The 15,494-nt window shown below is 60.7% G+C and carries 15 protein-coding genes and 2 tRNA genes; 12 read left to right on the forward strand and 5 right to left on the reverse strand.

Translation table 11 applies throughout. The features are described from left to right. Nucleotides 1-79: 79 nt before the first annotated feature. The 5 genes from BZF59_RS12515 to BZF59_RS12535 all read right to left on the reverse strand — a co-directional run bounded on the left by BZF59_RS12515 (nt 80) and on the right by BZF59_RS12535 (nt 3,628). Nucleotides 80-1,042, reverse strand: coding sequence for an alpha/beta hydrolase (locus BZF59_RS12515; RefSeq protein WP_245806143.1), 963 nt, complete (start codon nt 1,040-1,042; stop codon nt 80-82). Beyond that, on the reverse strand, nt 1,039-1,695 hold the full coding sequence (locus BZF59_RS12520; RefSeq protein ID WP_086608603.1) for an SdpI family protein: 657 nt from the start codon (nt 1,693-1,695) through the stop codon (nt 1,039-1,041). The genes BZF59_RS12515 and BZF59_RS12520 overlap by 4 nt, the downstream gene beginning before the upstream one ends. Then, entirely contained in the window at nt 1,692-1,994 is a 303-nt protein-coding gene (locus tag BZF59_RS12525) for a metalloregulator ArsR/SmtB family transcription factor (protein ID WP_086608604.1), read from the reverse strand. Before BZF59_RS12525 ends, BZF59_RS12520 begins: the two co-directional genes overlap by 4 nt. Nucleotides 1,995-2,197: 203 nt before the next feature. After that, a complete protein-coding gene (locus BZF59_RS12530) occupies nt 2,198-2,464 on the reverse strand; it encodes a GIY-YIG nuclease family protein (RefSeq protein ID WP_281251688.1) in 267 nt (88 codons plus the stop codon). Nucleotides 2,465-2,848: 384 nt separating this feature from the next. After that, a complete protein-coding gene (locus BZF59_RS12535) occupies nt 2,849-3,628 on the reverse strand; it encodes an acyl-CoA thioesterase (protein ID WP_086608606.1) in 780 nt (259 codons plus the stop codon). A 110-nt stretch (nt 3,629-3,738) separates the two neighbouring features. Here BZF59_RS12535 and BZF59_RS12540 point away from each other — a divergent pair. From BZF59_RS12540 to BZF59_RS12595, 12 genes are all read left to right on the forward strand, one after another. Beyond that, nucleotides 3,739-3,812 (forward strand) — tRNA-Cys (locus BZF59_RS12540). Nucleotides 3,813-3,862: 50 nt separating this feature from the next. After that, a tRNA-Thr gene (locus BZF59_RS12545) sits at nt 3,863-3,938 on the forward strand. Nucleotides 3,939-4,103: 165 nt separating this feature from the next. Beyond that, entirely contained in the window at nt 4,104-5,141 is a 1,038-nt protein-coding gene (locus BZF59_RS12550; protein ID WP_086608607.1) for a tyrosine-type recombinase/integrase, read from the forward strand. A 24-nt stretch (nt 5,142-5,165) separates the two neighbouring features. After that, entirely contained in the window at nt 5,166-5,891 is a 726-nt protein-coding gene (locus tag BZF59_RS12555; RefSeq protein WP_086608608.1) for a hypothetical protein, read from the forward strand. Nucleotides 5,892-5,991: 100 nt separating this feature from the next. Continuing rightward, nucleotides 5,992-6,159 carry a helix-turn-helix domain-containing protein gene (locus BZF59_RS12560; protein WP_086609194.1) on the forward strand — a complete coding sequence of 56 codons (168 nt, stop codon included), beginning with the start codon at nt 5,992-5,994 and terminating at the stop codon, nt 6,157-6,159. An 11-nt stretch (nt 6,160-6,170) separates the two neighbouring features. After that, a complete protein-coding gene (locus BZF59_RS12565; protein ID WP_086608609.1) occupies nt 6,171-6,644 on the forward strand; it encodes a helix-turn-helix domain-containing protein in 474 nt (157 codons plus the stop codon). Nucleotides 6,645-6,647: 3 nt separating this feature from the next. Then, the gene (locus tag BZF59_RS12570) at nt 6,648-7,751 is read left to right on the forward strand and encodes a tyrosine-type recombinase/integrase (RefSeq protein ID WP_086608610.1); all 1,104 of its coding nucleotides are present in this window, start codon (nt 6,648-6,650) and stop codon (nt 7,749-7,751) included. Between the two features lie 244 nt (nt 7,752-7,995). Continuing rightward, nucleotides 7,996-8,592 carry a hypothetical protein gene (locus tag BZF59_RS12575; protein WP_086608611.1) on the forward strand — a complete coding sequence of 199 codons (597 nt, stop codon included), beginning with the start codon at nt 7,996-7,998 and terminating at the stop codon, nt 8,590-8,592. A gap of 126 nt (nt 8,593-8,718) precedes the next feature. After that, nucleotides 8,719-10,845 carry a site-specific DNA-methyltransferase gene (locus BZF59_RS12580; protein ID WP_086608612.1) on the forward strand — a complete coding sequence of 709 codons (2,127 nt, stop codon included), beginning with the start codon at nt 8,719-8,721 and terminating at the stop codon, nt 10,843-10,845. A 3-nt stretch (nt 10,846-10,848) separates the two neighbouring features. After that, the gene (locus BZF59_RS12585) at nt 10,849-13,440 is read left to right on the forward strand and encodes a DEAD/DEAH box helicase (protein WP_086608613.1); all 2,592 of its coding nucleotides are present in this window, start codon (nt 10,849-10,851) and stop codon (nt 13,438-13,440) included. A gap of 337 nt (nt 13,441-13,777) precedes the next feature. After that, on the forward strand, nt 13,778-14,806 hold the full coding sequence (locus BZF59_RS12590) for a glycosyltransferase family 2 protein (protein WP_245806144.1): 1,029 nt from the start codon (nt 13,778-13,780) through the stop codon (nt 14,804-14,806). Next, a complete protein-coding gene (locus BZF59_RS12595) occupies nt 14,793-15,482 on the forward strand; it encodes a class I SAM-dependent methyltransferase (RefSeq protein ID WP_086608615.1) in 690 nt (229 codons plus the stop codon). Before BZF59_RS12590 ends, BZF59_RS12595 begins: the two co-directional genes overlap by 14 nt. The last annotated feature ends 12 nt before the right edge of the window (nt 15,483-15,494 follow it).

Raw genomic sequence — 15,494 nt, forward strand, 5'->3', positions numbered from 1 at the left:
GCTGCGCCGCGGCGGCTGTCGCGAGCGCGATCGGATAGCCCGATTGCCGGGGAGTGGGTGGATTTGGGAACCGTGGCTCTCAGTCTCGAACGAAGGCGGCGATCCCCGCAACCAGCCCCTCGGATAATGGCAAGTCAGGAGCTTGATAGGCGGCCAGGTTGTCAGCAGGACTGTCCCCCGCAACATCCTTCAGCACGTGATTGGCATCAGGCAGGATGATCAGCATCGCCCCCGGATTCGCCGCCTTCAGACGCTCCGCATCTGCAAGCGCGACCTGAATGTCCTTGCCGCCTTGCACGATCAGCATGGGCAGGGCTGCCTTTGCTGCCAGATCTGCCGGATCGAGCGCAAAGGTGCTGATGAGGAAACCCTGCACGGCAGGATTGAACAGCGGCGCAAGCGGTTGCGGCAGGGCGGTCACGTCCACGCGTCGGCCTGCCGCAAGCGCGTCGATCGCGGCATCGGCTGCCTCGATCAACGGCGCATTGGCGGGATTGGCGCGAAGCTGTGACTTGATCACCTCACCCAGGGGCCTGCCTGCAGCTGCGATCAGAACCACCCCGCAGAGATTTTCGACCTCCTGTGCCGCGGCTAGCGCGACAAGGCCTCCCTCGCTGTGGCCCATCAGCCAGACGCAGGGCGCTCCTGTCTCCATGCGGACGGCTTTCACCCAAGCGGCGGTGTCGATAACATAGTCCGCCACCGTGACAGCGTTGGCATCGGGGACAGCGCCAGCACTGCCGAACATTCCGCGCTTGTCGATGCGCAAGGTGGTGATGCCCTCTGCGGCCAGTCCCTGAGCGAGCAGGCGATAGCTGGCGGCGCGCACGCCGAGCGGACTGTTCCCGTCCCTGTCGGTGGGCCCTGAACCCGGAATGATCAAGGCGACCGGTCCTTGCGCATCCGAACCACGCAGCATCGTGCCCGCCAACGGGCCTTGCGGCCCTGCTGCCTCGATCGGCACCTCTGCCGGGCCGGACTCGGCCTGGAGGGGAGCGCCCAGCGCCGCAGCGCAGGCCATGGTCACGGCATGTTTGATCATGTCTGGCTCCTTCGGCGCCATAACCACCAACTGTAGAACACAGGGACCACCACCGCGACGCCAAGCAGTGCCATGAAGGCGGAGGCGCGCCAGCTGGTCGGCAGCGGCGACAGGCCTGCCGCCACGATCAGGCATCCAGCACCCATCATCACCTTGCCCCCAAGACGGTGAGTGGCAATCCAGTTGTCGGTATCGGCAAGGGTCCAGGGCGTCCGGATACCGACGAAGAAGCTCGGCCTCGATTTGGGCAGGCTGTTGCCGATCACCACCAGCAGTGCGCCCAGTCCGACCTGAAGCAGATCGGGGCCAAGCTTCCAGCCCAAAGCCGGTGCGGCGATCATGATTTGCAGATAGACCATCAGCAGCATGGTCCCGATCCACACCGACCGCAGCAGCGGCGCAGAAGCTTCGAGCCGCTCCTGCAAAGGTTCCATCCGGGGTATCGCTGCAAACAGCGCGCCGATCAGGACGGACACGCCTGCTGGCCACAACAAGGCCGTGGCTGCCGGCGCATAGCCATCCGCTTCACCCGCCAAATTCCAGTGGATCGGCAGTTCGGCCCCCGGTTCAAGGCCCGCGGCCACCCACAACCCAAACCCGGCCATCGCCGCTGCGATACCGAGGTTGGCGAAGAACAGACCCCGCACCTTCATGCCGTGTCTCCCGCCTTGTTGTGGAGGTCAGCCTCGCTACTGCCAATCCCGACGCGCCCCATGAACCCGAGCAGCGCCTCTTCCAGCGTGGAGAGATTGAGCGTGTAGATGATGGACCCGCTTCGATTTTCACCCCGGATCAGTCCGGCTGCCTTCAATTTGGCAAAGTGGCCTGACATCGTGGGTTTTGACACCGGGAATTGGTCCGCAATCTCGCCTGCAGTCATGCCCCCGCGCTTGAGCATCTCAAGCACCTCACGGCGGATTGGGTGGGCGAGAGCGTCGAATATCTCATTCATCGTTATTTAGCTAAATACCGAAATAGCTTTCGTCAATGGCCACTTTGGGGTCGCTTTCAGAATGGCGGGATTTTTCCGGCAAGGGGCCAGACCCGTAAGGCAGCTTTCGGGATCACGCCGCAGTTTCGCTTTTGACCGGAAGTGGGTGGTTAGGCGACGCTTTGTCTCTTCGTCATCCCAGCGAAAGCTGGGATCGCTGTCGGTCAGTGGATCTGCTCGAAAAGGTCACCCCATTCAGGGTTGGTTTTTTCGATCAATTCGATCTTCCACGCACGCTTCCATGCCTTCATCGCTTTTTCTCTGGCGATGGCGTCGGCGATCTCGGCGTGAGGCTCCGCATAGACGAGCCGGTCAAGGCCGTAACGACGACAGAAGGTGGAACCCTTGCCGTGCTTGTGTTGCATGATCCGTGCGGGCAGGTCGGCAGTGACGCCGATATACAGTACGCCGCCGCGCTTGCTGGTCATGATGTAGACCCAGCCGCCTGTTGCCGTGAGCTAGCATGAGAGCGAGAGCGATCCCAGCTTTCGCTGGGATGACGATCGTTCGTGCTCGCCAACGTCCGCAACGGCGTCGATAAAAAAACGTCAGCTCTTGGCGGTTAGCCCGTCATTGCCGACATTTCCTACATGCCGCCTGACGCGTAAATCGGACGCGGCTCTTTGCTATCGTCCGCACCCCCGCAATCCCGCTGCACCCGCACGGCGCGCGCGAAAAGGCCGCGCTTTCCCTGTCCGTCCGCTTGGCGCTTTCTGCACCAAACATATGAAATTATGTAAGAAAACGATGTAGCATTAAGCGGACACGGTGTCCGCTTTGTAACGCTTAACCGAACATCGCCCCGGCTGGTCAGTTCAGCCGAAAACGGCCACGCATTGCAGCCCGTCGAGCACCTGCCGCCCCTCGGCGTCCCACATCCGCAGGCGCTCGGAGGAATAGCCCCTGTCGGCGTGCTGGCTGGCGTTCTCGGCGAGATACCAGCCGCCGCGCGACCGGCTCTCCGGGTCGAGCACGTTGAACGACCAGTTGATCGAGCTGATCGGGCCGACGCGCTGCATCGCCCGCATCGCGCCGGGCGGCATGACGTCGCCCATCAGCACCAGCTTCGATACCGGATCGAGGCTGTGATCCTCGATCAGCCGCGCCCAGCGCCGCACCGTCGCGCCGCGCTCGGTGCCCTTGGGCTGGCCGTGGCGCAGCTCGAAGTTCTTCGCGACGAAGGCAGGCGCGAAGCCGTGGCTGACATCGGCATTGTCCTCGGGCGGGCCGGGCCAGTCATCCGGGCGCGCCGCCGGGTGGACGGCATTGGCCTCGCGCCCCTCGCCGAACAGCCAGAAGGCGGAGAGCGCGACCCGGCCCTCGTACAGGATCTCGCTGCGCACCTGGGTGACGTTGCGGCCCTGGCGGACGATCTCGGCGTGCAAGTCGATCTGCTCGCCCACCGGCGCCACGAAGGCGACCTGCCCGGCCCGCAGCGGCGGCAGATCGGGAAAGGCGCGGGTCGCCATGGTATAGGCCACCAGCGCCGAGGCCCCGCCGTAAAGCGTGCGCCCCTGCATCCAGTCGGCGGCATGGGCAAGGTGGGCCGGGCCGGGCTGGCCGGTCACGGGTTCGAGCAGGCTGGCAATGGTCATGGCGCAGGGCTTTGCCGCGTGCGGGGGCGCTCCGCAATCATGGATTGCCTTTGCCCCACCGAATCGCTAGTGCGCCGCTTCCGATCGGAGCGAAGGCTCCGTAAAGGCTCGGCCCGATGGCGGAGTGGTTACGCAGAGGACTGCAAATCCTTGCACGCCGGTTCGATTCCGGCTCGGGCCTCCACCTTTGCATTGCGCCCGCGCGCCCACCAGATTAGGGCCGCGAGCAGGAATGCCGCTTTAGCTCAGTCGGTAGAGCACATCATTCGTAATGATGGGGTCACGTGTTCGAGTCACGTAAGCGGCACCATTCCCTTGTTCGCGAATGTCCGCGAAAGGTTGCGAAAACCCCGGAAATCTGACAAAAATGAGGCTGGCTTAACCGCCAGCGCCCGCCAGTGTCCGCCGAAAATCGGAGCGAATTGGGGGCCTGTGTGGGGGCCTATTGGAACCGCGCAAATCAAGAGGCCCCCAAATGGCACTCACGGACTCTGCACTGAAGGCGCTTAAGCCGCGCGCCAAGGCCTACAAGGTCACCGATGAAAAGGGGCTTTATGTCCAAGTGACCCCGGCTGGTGGCAAGCTCTGGAAGCTGAAGTTTCGCAACAAGGTAGGGGCCGAAAAGAAGCTTTCGCTGGGGGCCTATCCCGAAATATCGCTCAAGGAAGCACGCGAGCTGCGCGACGCGGCGCGCAGCAATCTGGCGAAGGGTGTCGATCCCGCCGAGCAGAAGCAGCGAGACAAGCGGGCGGCATTGATCAGCGCAGCCAATTCTTTCGAAGCCGTTGCCAAGGCCTATATCGCCAAGAACAGGCGGGATGGATTGGCCGAAGCGACGGTGCGCAAGCGCGAATGGTTTCTGGACATCGTGCGCAAGCCGCTGGGCGCGCGCCCTATCGCCGAGATTGAGCCTTACGAAATTCTGGACGCTGTGCGCCCCTTCGAAGCGTCAAAGAATGACGAAAAGGCCCACCGGACCCTGCAATTTATTGGGCAGGTTTTCCGTTATGCCGTTGCCAACCAGATTGCGAAGTCCGATCCGACACGCGATCTGAGAGGGGCGCTGTCCAGCCGGAAGCCGAAGCATCATGCCGCCATTCTTGAGCCTTTGAAGGTGGGCGAGCTTTTGCGCGCTATCGAAGGCTATGAAGGCCAGCCGATCACACAGTTTGCCTTGCGTCTCTCGCCCTACGTTTTCGTGCGCCCCGGCGAGCTTCGTCGGGCCGAATGGTCCGAGATTGATCTGGAAGGCGCGGTGTGGCGCATCCCGGCGGCAAAGATGAAGGGGCGGCAAGAGCACGCGGTTCCGCTCGCCCGCCAGTCCCTCGCGATCTTGCTCGAAGCACGAGATTTGACCGGCGATGGCCAGTTTGTGTTCCCTTCGATCCGCTCACCTCGCAATCCCATGTCCGAAAACACCATCAATGCGGCACTGCGGCGGCTGGGCTTCGGCAAGGATGAAATGACCGCTCACGGGTTGACGCACGATACGCGCGTCCCGCTAGACTTTTAGGAAAAGCGCCATAGTCTCAAGCTGGTGGATACGCTGGAGCGCAATCAAGTCAGGCTGATTCTTGAGCATCTCAGCTCTGAGACACGGCGCAAAACGTCCGATGCCCAGAAAGCGATGCACGCCGAGCATTCGGCAAAGAAGGTGCTACAATCCGGCAATACCGTTCGGCGCGCGGTCGATATTGTCGAAGAGCACGCCGCGAAATTCGTGGAGCAGGCCGTGGATCAGACCGCAGCCGTTGCTCAGGATTTGGACGCGTTCAACGTAATTGCCGCCAGTCTGACAGCTATGTTCCGGGGTTTTGAGCCCCACCTGCATAACGCGATTCGGCTTGCCACGATCCGAGACAGCGAACGGTCGCAAAGCGTGGCCGGTGCGGGCGACAAGCTGTTTGCAGAAATGCGCAGCCGCGTGTTCAAGCAGCTAGAGATACACCGCTTTTCATTTACAAAGCCGAGTAAGGGCGACCTTGCCGCAAAGGGGATTGGCCTTGCAACTTTGGCGGCGATTAGCCCGCCAGTTGTTGAAAAGCGCAACCCCGGCGGTAAACCGCTTGCAGCCCATTGGGATGCAATGTGGGCTGCAATCGCGGTCAAACTATGGTCTGGCGAGTTGCAGCCGAAGTCGCAGGCTGACGTGAAGAAGGCTATGATCAATTGGTTCAATGAAGCCGAGATCGAAATCGGCGACACAGCTGTGACGCAGCGCGCCCGCCAGCTCTGGCAGGCAATGCAAGACGCAGACAGTTAGCGAACCTTTCCGAACCTTTCCGCGCGCCCCAAACCCCCAATCCGTGGATCATTCCTTGCATCCGCTGGCACCCGCTGGCGCTGCACAAGGAAGCACCACCATGGAAAAGTTGCTCGTCTCGATACCCGATGCCGCCACGGCGCTCAGCGTCGGGCGCACCACCGTCTATGAATTGATGCGCTCTGGCCAGCTCGACACCCGCAAGATGGGGCGGCGGCGCTTGATCACGGCGGAATCGCTCCGGCGGCTGGTCGAAAAGCAGGACTGAGGGGCGAAGCTATGGGCCGGATCAATCCGCGCCTTGCCAAGCGGCACCGCTCTTTCAGCGTCTTCGAGCTGGCCGATCTGTTGGGCGTGCATCGCAATTCTGTGCGCCAATGGATCAGGGAAGGCTTGCCGGTGCTGGACGGAGCGAAACCCATCCTGATCATTGGCAGCGAATTTCAGACATGGTGGGCGAAACGCGCCAAGGCCAGGAAGCGCCCGTGCCAGCCGGGGCTGATGTATTGCTTCAAGTGCCGGGAGCCGAAAGCGCCTGCGCTGGGCATGGTCGAATACACCCCTGCCAATGCCGTCACGGGCAATCTGAAAGCCCTGTGTGAGACGTGCGGCACAATGATGCACCGGAACACCCGGCAGGCTGACATTGCCGCCAGAATGCCCGGACTGGCAGTGCAAATCACGCAGGCACCTTCAAGCATAGATGCGCGGGCGCATCCTTCCCCAAACTGTGACAATCCGAAGGGAGCTTGAGCAATGGCAAGACACAATGCCGCAAATACCCGGATCAAGCGCGAATACTTCCACTATCTGAAGCACGCGCAGCGCCGGGATGAGCAATCGATCGATCAGGTGGCGAAGGCCATTGCACGCTTCGAAGAGGCGACCGGGCACAAGGACTTCGCCAAGTTTCACCGGGAGCAGGCGGTTGCCTTCAAGACCCGGCTGGATGGGGAGCGCAACGTCCGGACCGGCAAGCCGCTCGCCCGCGCCACGGTGCATTCGACCTTGTCAGCCTTGCGCGCCTTCTTCGTCTGGCTGGCGGGGCAACCGGGTTACAAGCGGCGGATTGCCTATAGCGATGCCGACTATTTCAACCTGTCCGAAAAGGACGTGCGGATTGCCAAGGCCAGCCGGGAAAAGCCTGTGCCTTCGCTCGATCAGGTGCACCATGTGCTCGCATCGATGCCAGCCGGGACGGACATTGAAAAACGCAACCGGGCGCTGATTGCCTTCGCCTTGCTCACGGGTGCGCGCGGCGCGGCGCTGGCTAGCCTGAAGCTCAAGCACGTGGATTTGAAGCAAGGGTGCGTCTTTCAGGATGCGCGGGACGTGCGCACGAAGGGCAGCAAGACCTTCACCACGTGGTTCTGCCCGGTGGGCGGTGACGCGCGCCAGATTGCCGAAGACTGGTGCGAGCATCTGCGCGGCACCTTGCTTTGGGGTGATGAAGACCCGCTGTTCCCGAAGACGCAGATGGGGCTGGGCGAGCACGGCGGCTTTACGGCAATTGGCCTGATGCGGGAGCACTGGAGCGGCACCGGGCCGATCCGTGCGATCTACCGCGATGCCTTTGCGGCGGCTGATCTGCCCTATTTCAATCCCCATTGCTTCAGGGACGCACTGGTGCAGCTTGGCGAGCGCATTTGCACCACCCCTGAAGAGTTCAAGGCATGGTCGCAGAATATCGGACACGAGCGGGTGCTCACCACCCTAACAAGCTACGGCAAAGTGCCAGCCGCACGGCAAGCCGAGCTGATCCGCGGGCTGAGTGACGGCCGGATTGTTAGCGAACAAGAGCGGATTGAGGCGATTGTAGAGGCAATGATGAAACGAATGCTTGCAACGCATTTTGATTGAGCCCTGTCCGTCCATCTAAACTTTTTCCGATTTGAATGGGGGTGGCTCTATCCTGTCGTGATACGCCGTCCGATAGTTCACAGGCACAAAAAAGACCTTTTCTCAATGCAGGTCTCGCATTAGCTTCCCTGCATACCGCTGAGATTCTCTCCCTGCGCAAGGTTGACTAATGTCAGAGACACCCCCTCCTGATAATGCTGGATCGTCGCCTCGCCTTTGGTCTGGATGGGCGCGTGACTGTGCAATGGCGGCGATTGGTGCGCTTTGCGCTGCTGTTTTTGGCTTTGCTTTTGGCCTCATTGGTCAGAGTATGGCCACAGCCGAACAGGTTGAGGCGGACCGCAACAGGCAAGCGGTGGCGTTATATTCGCAGTATGAAGCGATGACATTGGAAACCCGGTCCGCTAGCTCTTTTGCTGAAAAAAGGGGTGGGGAATTCGACGATTTCCTTAAAATTTACAGACATTTTAGGCACTTGGCTACATTGGACTTGAATGACGATGTCAGTAGCTCAAAAATTGCCAGTCTGTATCAGGGTCGGCTTCGATACTGGGGCGGGAAGTTTGTTGATTTCAGCCAGAAAGATGGCCGTTCAAAAGAACTTCTGACCGAATCTGAGATGCAGACCATGACTGCATTGGGCAATTATTTGTTCCTTATTCATGAGGTGGGGCAGGAAAGCAATTTCGTTGGCCGAGACGGGCGTCGAAAAATGCAAGATTTAGAGCAGGAAAAGTCACGAAGTGCCGACGAACTCGAAGATTATTCTTACGAAGCAGCGGCTGACGATGCAGGGGCTGAGAGCAATGCGGCTATGGAAGAAGATCCTGCTGCTGAATAAAGGGGCGCCATAAGGCCTTCCAGCCGCGCCGGTTTTCCTGTTAGGTGCGCGGCCTAGCAGGGGAGCTGTCCAAGTGCCTGAAATGCCGTTTGCGCGCCAATTCCATATTCGAGCGGGCGGGGTGCCATGTCGCGCCTGACTGATCTGATTGCCAAGGCCAAGGCCAAGGATGCCGATCTGGGGCGGGAGCTGGAGCGTGAGTTTCGGGCGCTGTCGTCGCGCCGCGCGTTTGGCCTCAACTTCGAGCGGCACCGGCCTGAGAATGTCGAGCTACCCGGTCGCCCGATCCGCAAGGGCGACAAGGTGCGAATCCTGCCTGAACGCGGGTCGACCAAGAAGGGCGATCAGCGGCTTTGGAAGGTGATGAGCCTTGCGGGCAGGGGTGCCGAGCGCGTGGCCAGCCTGTCCCTGCTTTACACCGATGAGCCGGAACGGGCCGAAGCGCCGGTTGCCGATCTGTGCGTGGTGGCCGAGTTTCGGGACTACATCTATCCCGGCCTTGTCAGCACCGGGAAGGTCGAGCGCGGCGGCGACAAGCCTTTTCACACCGTGATCAATGGCGAGAATTTCCATGCGCTGGAGGCGCTGACCTTCACCCATCGCGGCAGGGTGGATGCGATCTATATCGATCCGCCATACAACACCGGGGCGCGGGACTGGAAATACAACAACGACTATGTCGAGGGTGACGATCAGTATCGCCACTCTAAATGGCTAGCGATGATGGAGCGGCGGCTTTTGGTGGCACGCGAATTGCTCAATCCAAAGAGCGCCGTGCTGATCGTCACCATCGATGAGAAGGAATTTCTTCGGCTGGGTTTGTTACTTGAGCAGGTTTTCCCCGAAGCGCAAATTCAAATGATTTCCAGCGTAATTAGCAGTCAAGCTAGCGTTCGGGCCGGTCAATTTTCGCGGTGCAATGAGTTCATATATTTTGTAATGTTTGGCGCAGCCGTTCCGGGCAAATCGGGCGATGACATGCTAAATGAGGGGCTTTCATCCACAAAATCCCAACTTTGGTTTCAATTCGTGAGAACTGGAAATGAAAACCTTCGGGCAGACCGAAAAGGAATGTTTTATCCTATTTTCGTCAACGAAAAAACCGGTGCCATTGAGGGAGTAGGTGAACCAATTGATCTAGGTGTCGATAAAAGCTCAATCAAATGTCCCACAGGTTTAGTTGCCATTTGGCCATTGACCGCAAGCGGACAAGAGGGAAGGTGGCGCACAGCCGCTGATACCGCAAGGCAGCGAGCAGAGAAGGGGCTCCTCAGAGCTGGGAAGACTACAAAGAAAAGTTCAGGTTGGTCAATAATGTCGGTCAACGCTGGAACCGAAAAGCGAATTGTGACCGGTGAGATTGTGATTGAAGGATACTCGGTTTCCGGGGGCGCTATTCTAAAGGAGATGACGGGCAACGAACAACGTATGCCGAAAACGATTTGGAATAAGATTTCACACAACGCCGGTTGGCATGGATCGAAACTCCTTACGCAGTGTTTGCCGGGACGTTCGTTTCCATTCCCAAAGTCCCTGTTTGCAGTCGAAGATTGTTTGCGCCTGTTTGTCAGCACGAAATCAGATGCAGTCATTCTAGACTTCTTTGCGGGTTCTGGCACGACTGCGCATGCGGTAATGCGCCTGAACCGGCAGGACGGCGGGCGTCGCCAGTGCATTTCTGTGACTAACAATGAAGTTGGTGCAGACGAACAGGCCAAGCTGCGCAAGGATGGACTGCGTCCAGCCGATCCCGACTGGGAGCAATGGGGCATTTGCGACTACATCACGAAACCCCGGATCAAGGCTGCAATCACAGGCCAAACCCCGGAAGGCCAGCCGATCAAGGGCGATTATAAATTCACGGACGAGTTCCCGATGGCCGATGGCTTTGCGGAAAACGCCGAGTTCTTCACGCTCACCTATGAAACCCCGGTTGCGGTCAGCCATAATCGCGCCTTCGAGCGCATCGCCCCGTTGCTGTGGATGCGCGCCGGGAGCGAGGGAAGCCGGATCGACACTTTGCCGGAAGGCGGCTGGGGCGTGGCTGATTGCTATGGCCTGCTGACCGATCTGGATCAGGCGGCACCTTTTGTCGATGCGATCCACGGCAAGGGCAGCATCCGCATTGCCTACATCGTCACCGATGACGAGCGGCGCTTCCAATCGGTTGTGCGGCAATTGCCCGACACGGTCGAGCCGGTGCGGCTGTATGAATCCTATCTCACCAATTTCCGCTTTTCGATGGGGCGCTGAGCCATGAAGTTCACGCTGAAGGATTATCAGGACGAAGCCGTTGCCGACGTGCTCGACCGGCTGAAGAAAGCGCGCAAACGCTGGCACGAAGACAAGGATTCGCACGCCTTTTCGCTGACCGCCACAACCGGCGCGGGCAAGACTGTCATGGCGGCGGCGGTCTTCGAAGCCTTGTTCTATGGCAATGACGATCACGAGTTCGAAGCCGATCCCGGCGCGGTCGTGATCTGGTTCAGTGATGATCCGTCATTGAACGAGCAATCCAAGTGGCGGCTCTTTCAGGCGGCGGACAAGCTCACCGTCTCCGATCTGGTGACGGTCGAAAACACCTTCAGCCGGGAGAGATTCGAGCCGGGGAAGGTGTATTTCCTCAACACGCAAAAGTTGGGCAAGAAGAGCCTGCTGGTGCGCGGGCACGATCCCGATGATGAGGGACTGGAAAAGACCGCCACGGGCGAAACGCTGATGCCTGATCTGCGCGCTCACACCATCTGGCAGACGATCCAGAACACCATCGAAGACCCGGATTTGACGCTCTATCTGGTGCTCGATGAGGCGCACAGGGGGATGCGCGATGGGGGTAACACAGGCGAGCGTGGCAGGCCCACCATTGTGAAGCAGCTCATCAATGGCACCGGCTCCGTTCCCGGCATTCCCATCGTCTGGGGCATATCCGCGACCGTGCAGCGGTTCAATGATGCGATGGCAGGCATGACGGGGCGCAGCACGCTTCCCAATGTCGTGGTGGATTCCAAGAAGGTGCAGGACAGCGGCTTGATCAAGGATACGATCAAGCTCGACGTGCCCGACGAAACTGGCGACATGGCAACCGTGTTCTTGCGCCGGGGGACGGAGCGACTGCGCGACATTACCAAGGCGTGGGCGGAATACGGCGCTGATCAGGGCCAAGGCGAAACCGTCCAGCCGCTCATGGTGCTACAGGTGCCGAACAATCCCGATCCAAACGAGATTGGGCGCTGGATCGATACCATTGTCGAGACTTGGCCTGAATTGCCGCAAGATTGCATCGCCAATGTGCTGGGCGAACACCGGACTGAGCAGTTCGGGAGCCATGCGGTCCCCTATGTCGAGCCGGAACGGGTGCAGGAACGCGATGAAGTGCGCATTCTGATTGCCAAGGATGCGATTAGCACCGGCTGGGATTGCCCGCGCGCTGAAGTCATGGTGTCCTTCAGGGCGGCGAGCGACCGGACGCATATCACGCAGCTTTTGGGGCGGATGGTGCGTTCACCCTTGGCGCGGCGCATTCCTGGCAATGATCAGTTGAACGCGGTCGATTGCTTCTTGCCTAAGTTCGACAAGGAAGCGGTCAAAGCCGTTGCCAATGCGCTTATGACAGGCGGCGACGCGGGCGAAGACGTGCCGCTGCGCCGCGTGCTGATCCAGCCGGTCGAGCTGTTTCCCAATCCTGCCATGCCAGATGCGCTGTGGGACAAGTTCGTTTCTCTGCCTTCCCAATCCCTGCCCAAGAAGACTGCGCGCCCGGTGAAGCGGCTTACCGCTCTAGCGCACGAGTTGGCACAGGATGGGCTTTTGCCGAATGCGGGCAAGAAGGCTCACGCAGCGATGCACAAGGTGTTGGACGGGATACGTGCCGATCTGGCGGGCGACATTGCCAAGGCGCGGGCGGACGTGCTCACGGTTGAAGGCCAAACACTGGTCGCTGACATTGCAACTGGCGGCACGAGCTTTGATGCGTTTGTGGAAGCGGCTGACTATGCCGTGATCGAAGATGCCTATCGGCGGGCGGGGCGGATTATCAGCCCCGATCTGGCCACGAGCTATGCTGACTATCTGGCGGCGCAGAATGAGGATGCGGACGACTTCGAAGATTCGCTGATCGATGCTCACACCGATATTGCCGCATTGGGGCTGATCGATGCGGTCAAAGTCCAGCTGGAGAAAGCGGCGGAAGCCTTGGCCAATGAATGGCTGGCAGAATACCAGACGGCAATTGCGCTACTCTCCGATAAGCGCCGCGATGCCTATCGGGAGATTAGCGAGCTGAGCGCAACCCCCTTCGATGTGCGGCTGGCGAAGCCGAGTTCACGGCTCCAGCCGACCAAGGCGCTTGAAGCCGGGACGGAAACCCTCTTGCCGTGCTTCACCGAGCATTTGCTTTGCGATGGTGAAGGTCAGTTCCCAGACGAATTGAACGGGCTGGAGACGAAGGTGCAGGAGGTCGAGATGCAGCGGGAAGGGCGCATTGGCTGGTATCGCAATCCATCGCGCACAAGTCAGGACTCGCTTGGCATTGTCTATGACTATGCAGGGGACACCCTGCTCCTACGACCGGACTTCCTCTTTTTTAGCGTGGATGCGTCCGGCGCAGTTATTGCGGACATTGTCGATCCGCACGGGGACTTCCTTGCGGACGGCGCTTCGAAGCTGCGCGGGCTTGCCGACTATGCCGAAAAGCACGGGGCAAACTTTGGGCGAATCGAAGCCGTGGCCGAAGTGGATGGCAGTGTGCTCGTTCTTGATCTGAAGGCGCAGGGCGTGCGGGACATGGTGCGAACCGTCGCCACTTCGCGAGAGGCGTATCGGAGCCAATGGGGCACGCCTTACGGCTGATCCTCATGGCACTCGGCGGCGGTGCTCTTCAGCGATATGGGCGCGAAATTGCCTAGACTGATCCAGCAAACAAAGGCTAGTGGCGTGCGAGTCACAATTGCGGGTCACTGGTCGGCACCGTGAGTGACTTGCATGGTAAGGGGCCTATTCGGGGGCCTTTGAATTTTAGTCTGAGAATATAAGGCTATTTTTCAAATGCTTAAGCCGTTTTTGCGGTTCCCGTAAGCGCACCACCTGTGCGTGCGGGGGGGCTGGCGGACGGGTGGGCTTAAGGCGCTGTTGACCATTTTCCGCTAGCTTTGCCCGGCGCATCAGGAGGTCGTGACACTTGCAGGCTTTGCACACCATCACCGGTTCCTGCGCGCTTTCCGTCGTCATTCCGGTCTATAACGAGGAAGCGGGGCTCGATGCGCTCGTCGCCCGGGTGACCGCGGCGGCCGAGGCGATCTTTGCCGACGATTTCGAGCTGGTGCTGGTCAACGACGGATCGAAGGACGGCAGCTGGGGGGCGATCTGCCGTCATGCCGACGCCGATCCGCGCATCGTGGCGATCGATCTGGCGCGCAATCACGGCCACCAGTTGGCGCTGACCGCCGGGCTGAACCATGTCCGGGGCGAGCTGGTGTTCGTGCTTGATGCCGATCTGCAAGACCCGCCCGAACTGCTCGGCCCGATGCTCGCCAAAGTGCGCGAAGGCTATGACGTGGTCTATGGCCAGCGGGTGAAACGCCACGGCGAGACCGCCTTCAAGCGCGGCACGGCCTCGCTGTTCTACCGGATGCTCGGCGCGCTGGTCGATACCCATATCCCGCGCGACACTGGCGATTTCCGGCTGATGACGCGCCGCGTGGTCGATCAGCTCAACGCCATGCCGGAACGCTATCGCTTCATCCGCGGGCTGGTGAGCTATGTCGGCTTCAACCAGATCGCCTTCCCCTATGAACGCGACGCGCGCTTTGCCGGGGAGACGCATTATCCCCTCTCCAAGATGGTCGCGCTGGCGGTGGATGCGGTCACCAGTTTCTCGACCGTTCCGCTACGCTTCGCCTCGCATCTGGGGATGCTGTTCGGCGTAGCGGGGCTGCTGTCGCTGGTCGGGATCGTGTGGGTGTGGCTGCAGGGCGGAACGGTGCAGGGCTGGGCGAGCCTTGCCGCGCTGATCCTCATCATGGGATCGGTGCAGCTGCTGGTACTGGGCGTGTTCGGCGAGTATCTGGGCCGGATGTACATGGAAGCCAAGCACCGCCCGCTGTTCATCATTGCCGAGGTGCGGCGCCATCCCGTTGCGGTGGCTGCCCGCGCAGAGACCGAGGCCGATCGTGACGCTCCCGCGCAGACCGCAGAGGCTATCCGTGTCGCAGGCTGAGTTCGACGCCTATGTCGACGAATATGACGCGCAGCACGCCCAGTCGGTCAGGCTGAGCGGCGAGGATCCCGATTTCTTCGCCGAATACAAGGCGAAGGAAGCCGCGCGGGTTGCCGCCGCAGCCGAGCTTGCACCGCGCCGGATGATGGATTTCGGCGCGGGGAGGGGCAATTGCATCGCCCACCTGCAAAACGCCTTCCCCGATGCGGCGCTGACCGCGCTCGACGTGTCGGCGCGCTCGCTCACCCATTGCGCCGCGCGCGCCGTCCGGCCGCTGGAGACGGTGTGCTACGACGGGCAGACCCTGCCCTTCGCGGATGGCAGCTTCGATCTCATCTTCACCGCCTGCGTGTTCCATCACATCCCGGCCGAAGACCACATCCGCCTGCTGCGCGAGATCCGCCGCGCGCTGACGCCGCAGGGTCGTTTCGTGCTGTTTGAGCACAACCCCTGGAACCCGCTCACCCGCCATGCCGTGGCGACCTGCCCTTTCGATGTGAACGCGGTGCTGATCAGCGCGCCCGAGATGCGGCGGCGGTTCCGGGCGGCGGGCTTCGAGGACGTCAGCCTGCGCTACACGCTGTTCTTCCCGGCGATGCTCGCCCCGCTGCGCCCGCTTGAGCGCGGGCTCGGCTGGCTGCCGCTGGGCGCGCAATATTGCCTCGTCGCGCGGTGAGGCGATGCTGGC

The sequence above is a fragment of the Erythrobacter donghaensis genome (genome assembly GCF_002155425.1).
GTDB classification, from domain to species: Bacteria; Pseudomonadota; Alphaproteobacteria; order Sphingomonadales; family Sphingomonadaceae; genus Erythrobacter; species Erythrobacter donghaensis.

Coding starts and splice junctions, on each gene's coding strand:
- BZF59_RS12515 (WP_245806143.1), bottom strand. CDS start 1,042: ATGATCAAACATGCCGTGACCATGGCCTGCGCTGCGGCGCTGGGCGCT.
- BZF59_RS12520 (WP_086608603.1), bottom strand. CDS start 1,695: ATGAAGGTGCGGGGTCTGTTCTTCGCCAACCTCGGTATCGCAGCGGCG.
- BZF59_RS12525 (WP_086608604.1), bottom strand. CDS start 1,994: ATGAATGAGATATTCGACGCTCTCGCCCACCCAATCCGCCGTGAGGTG.
- BZF59_RS12535 (WP_086608606.1), bottom strand. CDS start 3,628: ATGACCATTGCCAGCCTGCTCGAACCCGTGACCGGCCAGCCCGGCCCG.
- BZF59_RS12550 (WP_086608607.1), top strand. CDS start 4,104: ATGGCACTCACGGACTCTGCACTGAAGGCGCTTAAGCCGCGCGCCAAG.
- BZF59_RS12560 (WP_086609194.1), top strand. CDS start 5,992: ATGGAAAAGTTGCTCGTCTCGATACCCGATGCCGCCACGGCGCTCAGC.
- BZF59_RS12565 (WP_086608609.1), top strand. CDS start 6,171: ATGGGCCGGATCAATCCGCGCCTTGCCAAGCGGCACCGCTCTTTCAGC.
- BZF59_RS12570 (WP_086608610.1), top strand. CDS start 6,648: ATGGCAAGACACAATGCCGCAAATACCCGGATCAAGCGCGAATACTTC.
- BZF59_RS12575 (WP_086608611.1), top strand. CDS start 7,996: ATGGCGGCGATTGGTGCGCTTTGCGCTGCTGTTTTTGGCTTTGCTTTT.
- BZF59_RS12580 (WP_086608612.1), top strand. CDS start 8,719: ATGTCGCGCCTGACTGATCTGATTGCCAAGGCCAAGGCCAAGGATGCC.
- BZF59_RS12585 (WP_086608613.1), top strand. CDS start 10,849: ATGAAGTTCACGCTGAAGGATTATCAGGACGAAGCCGTTGCCGACGTG.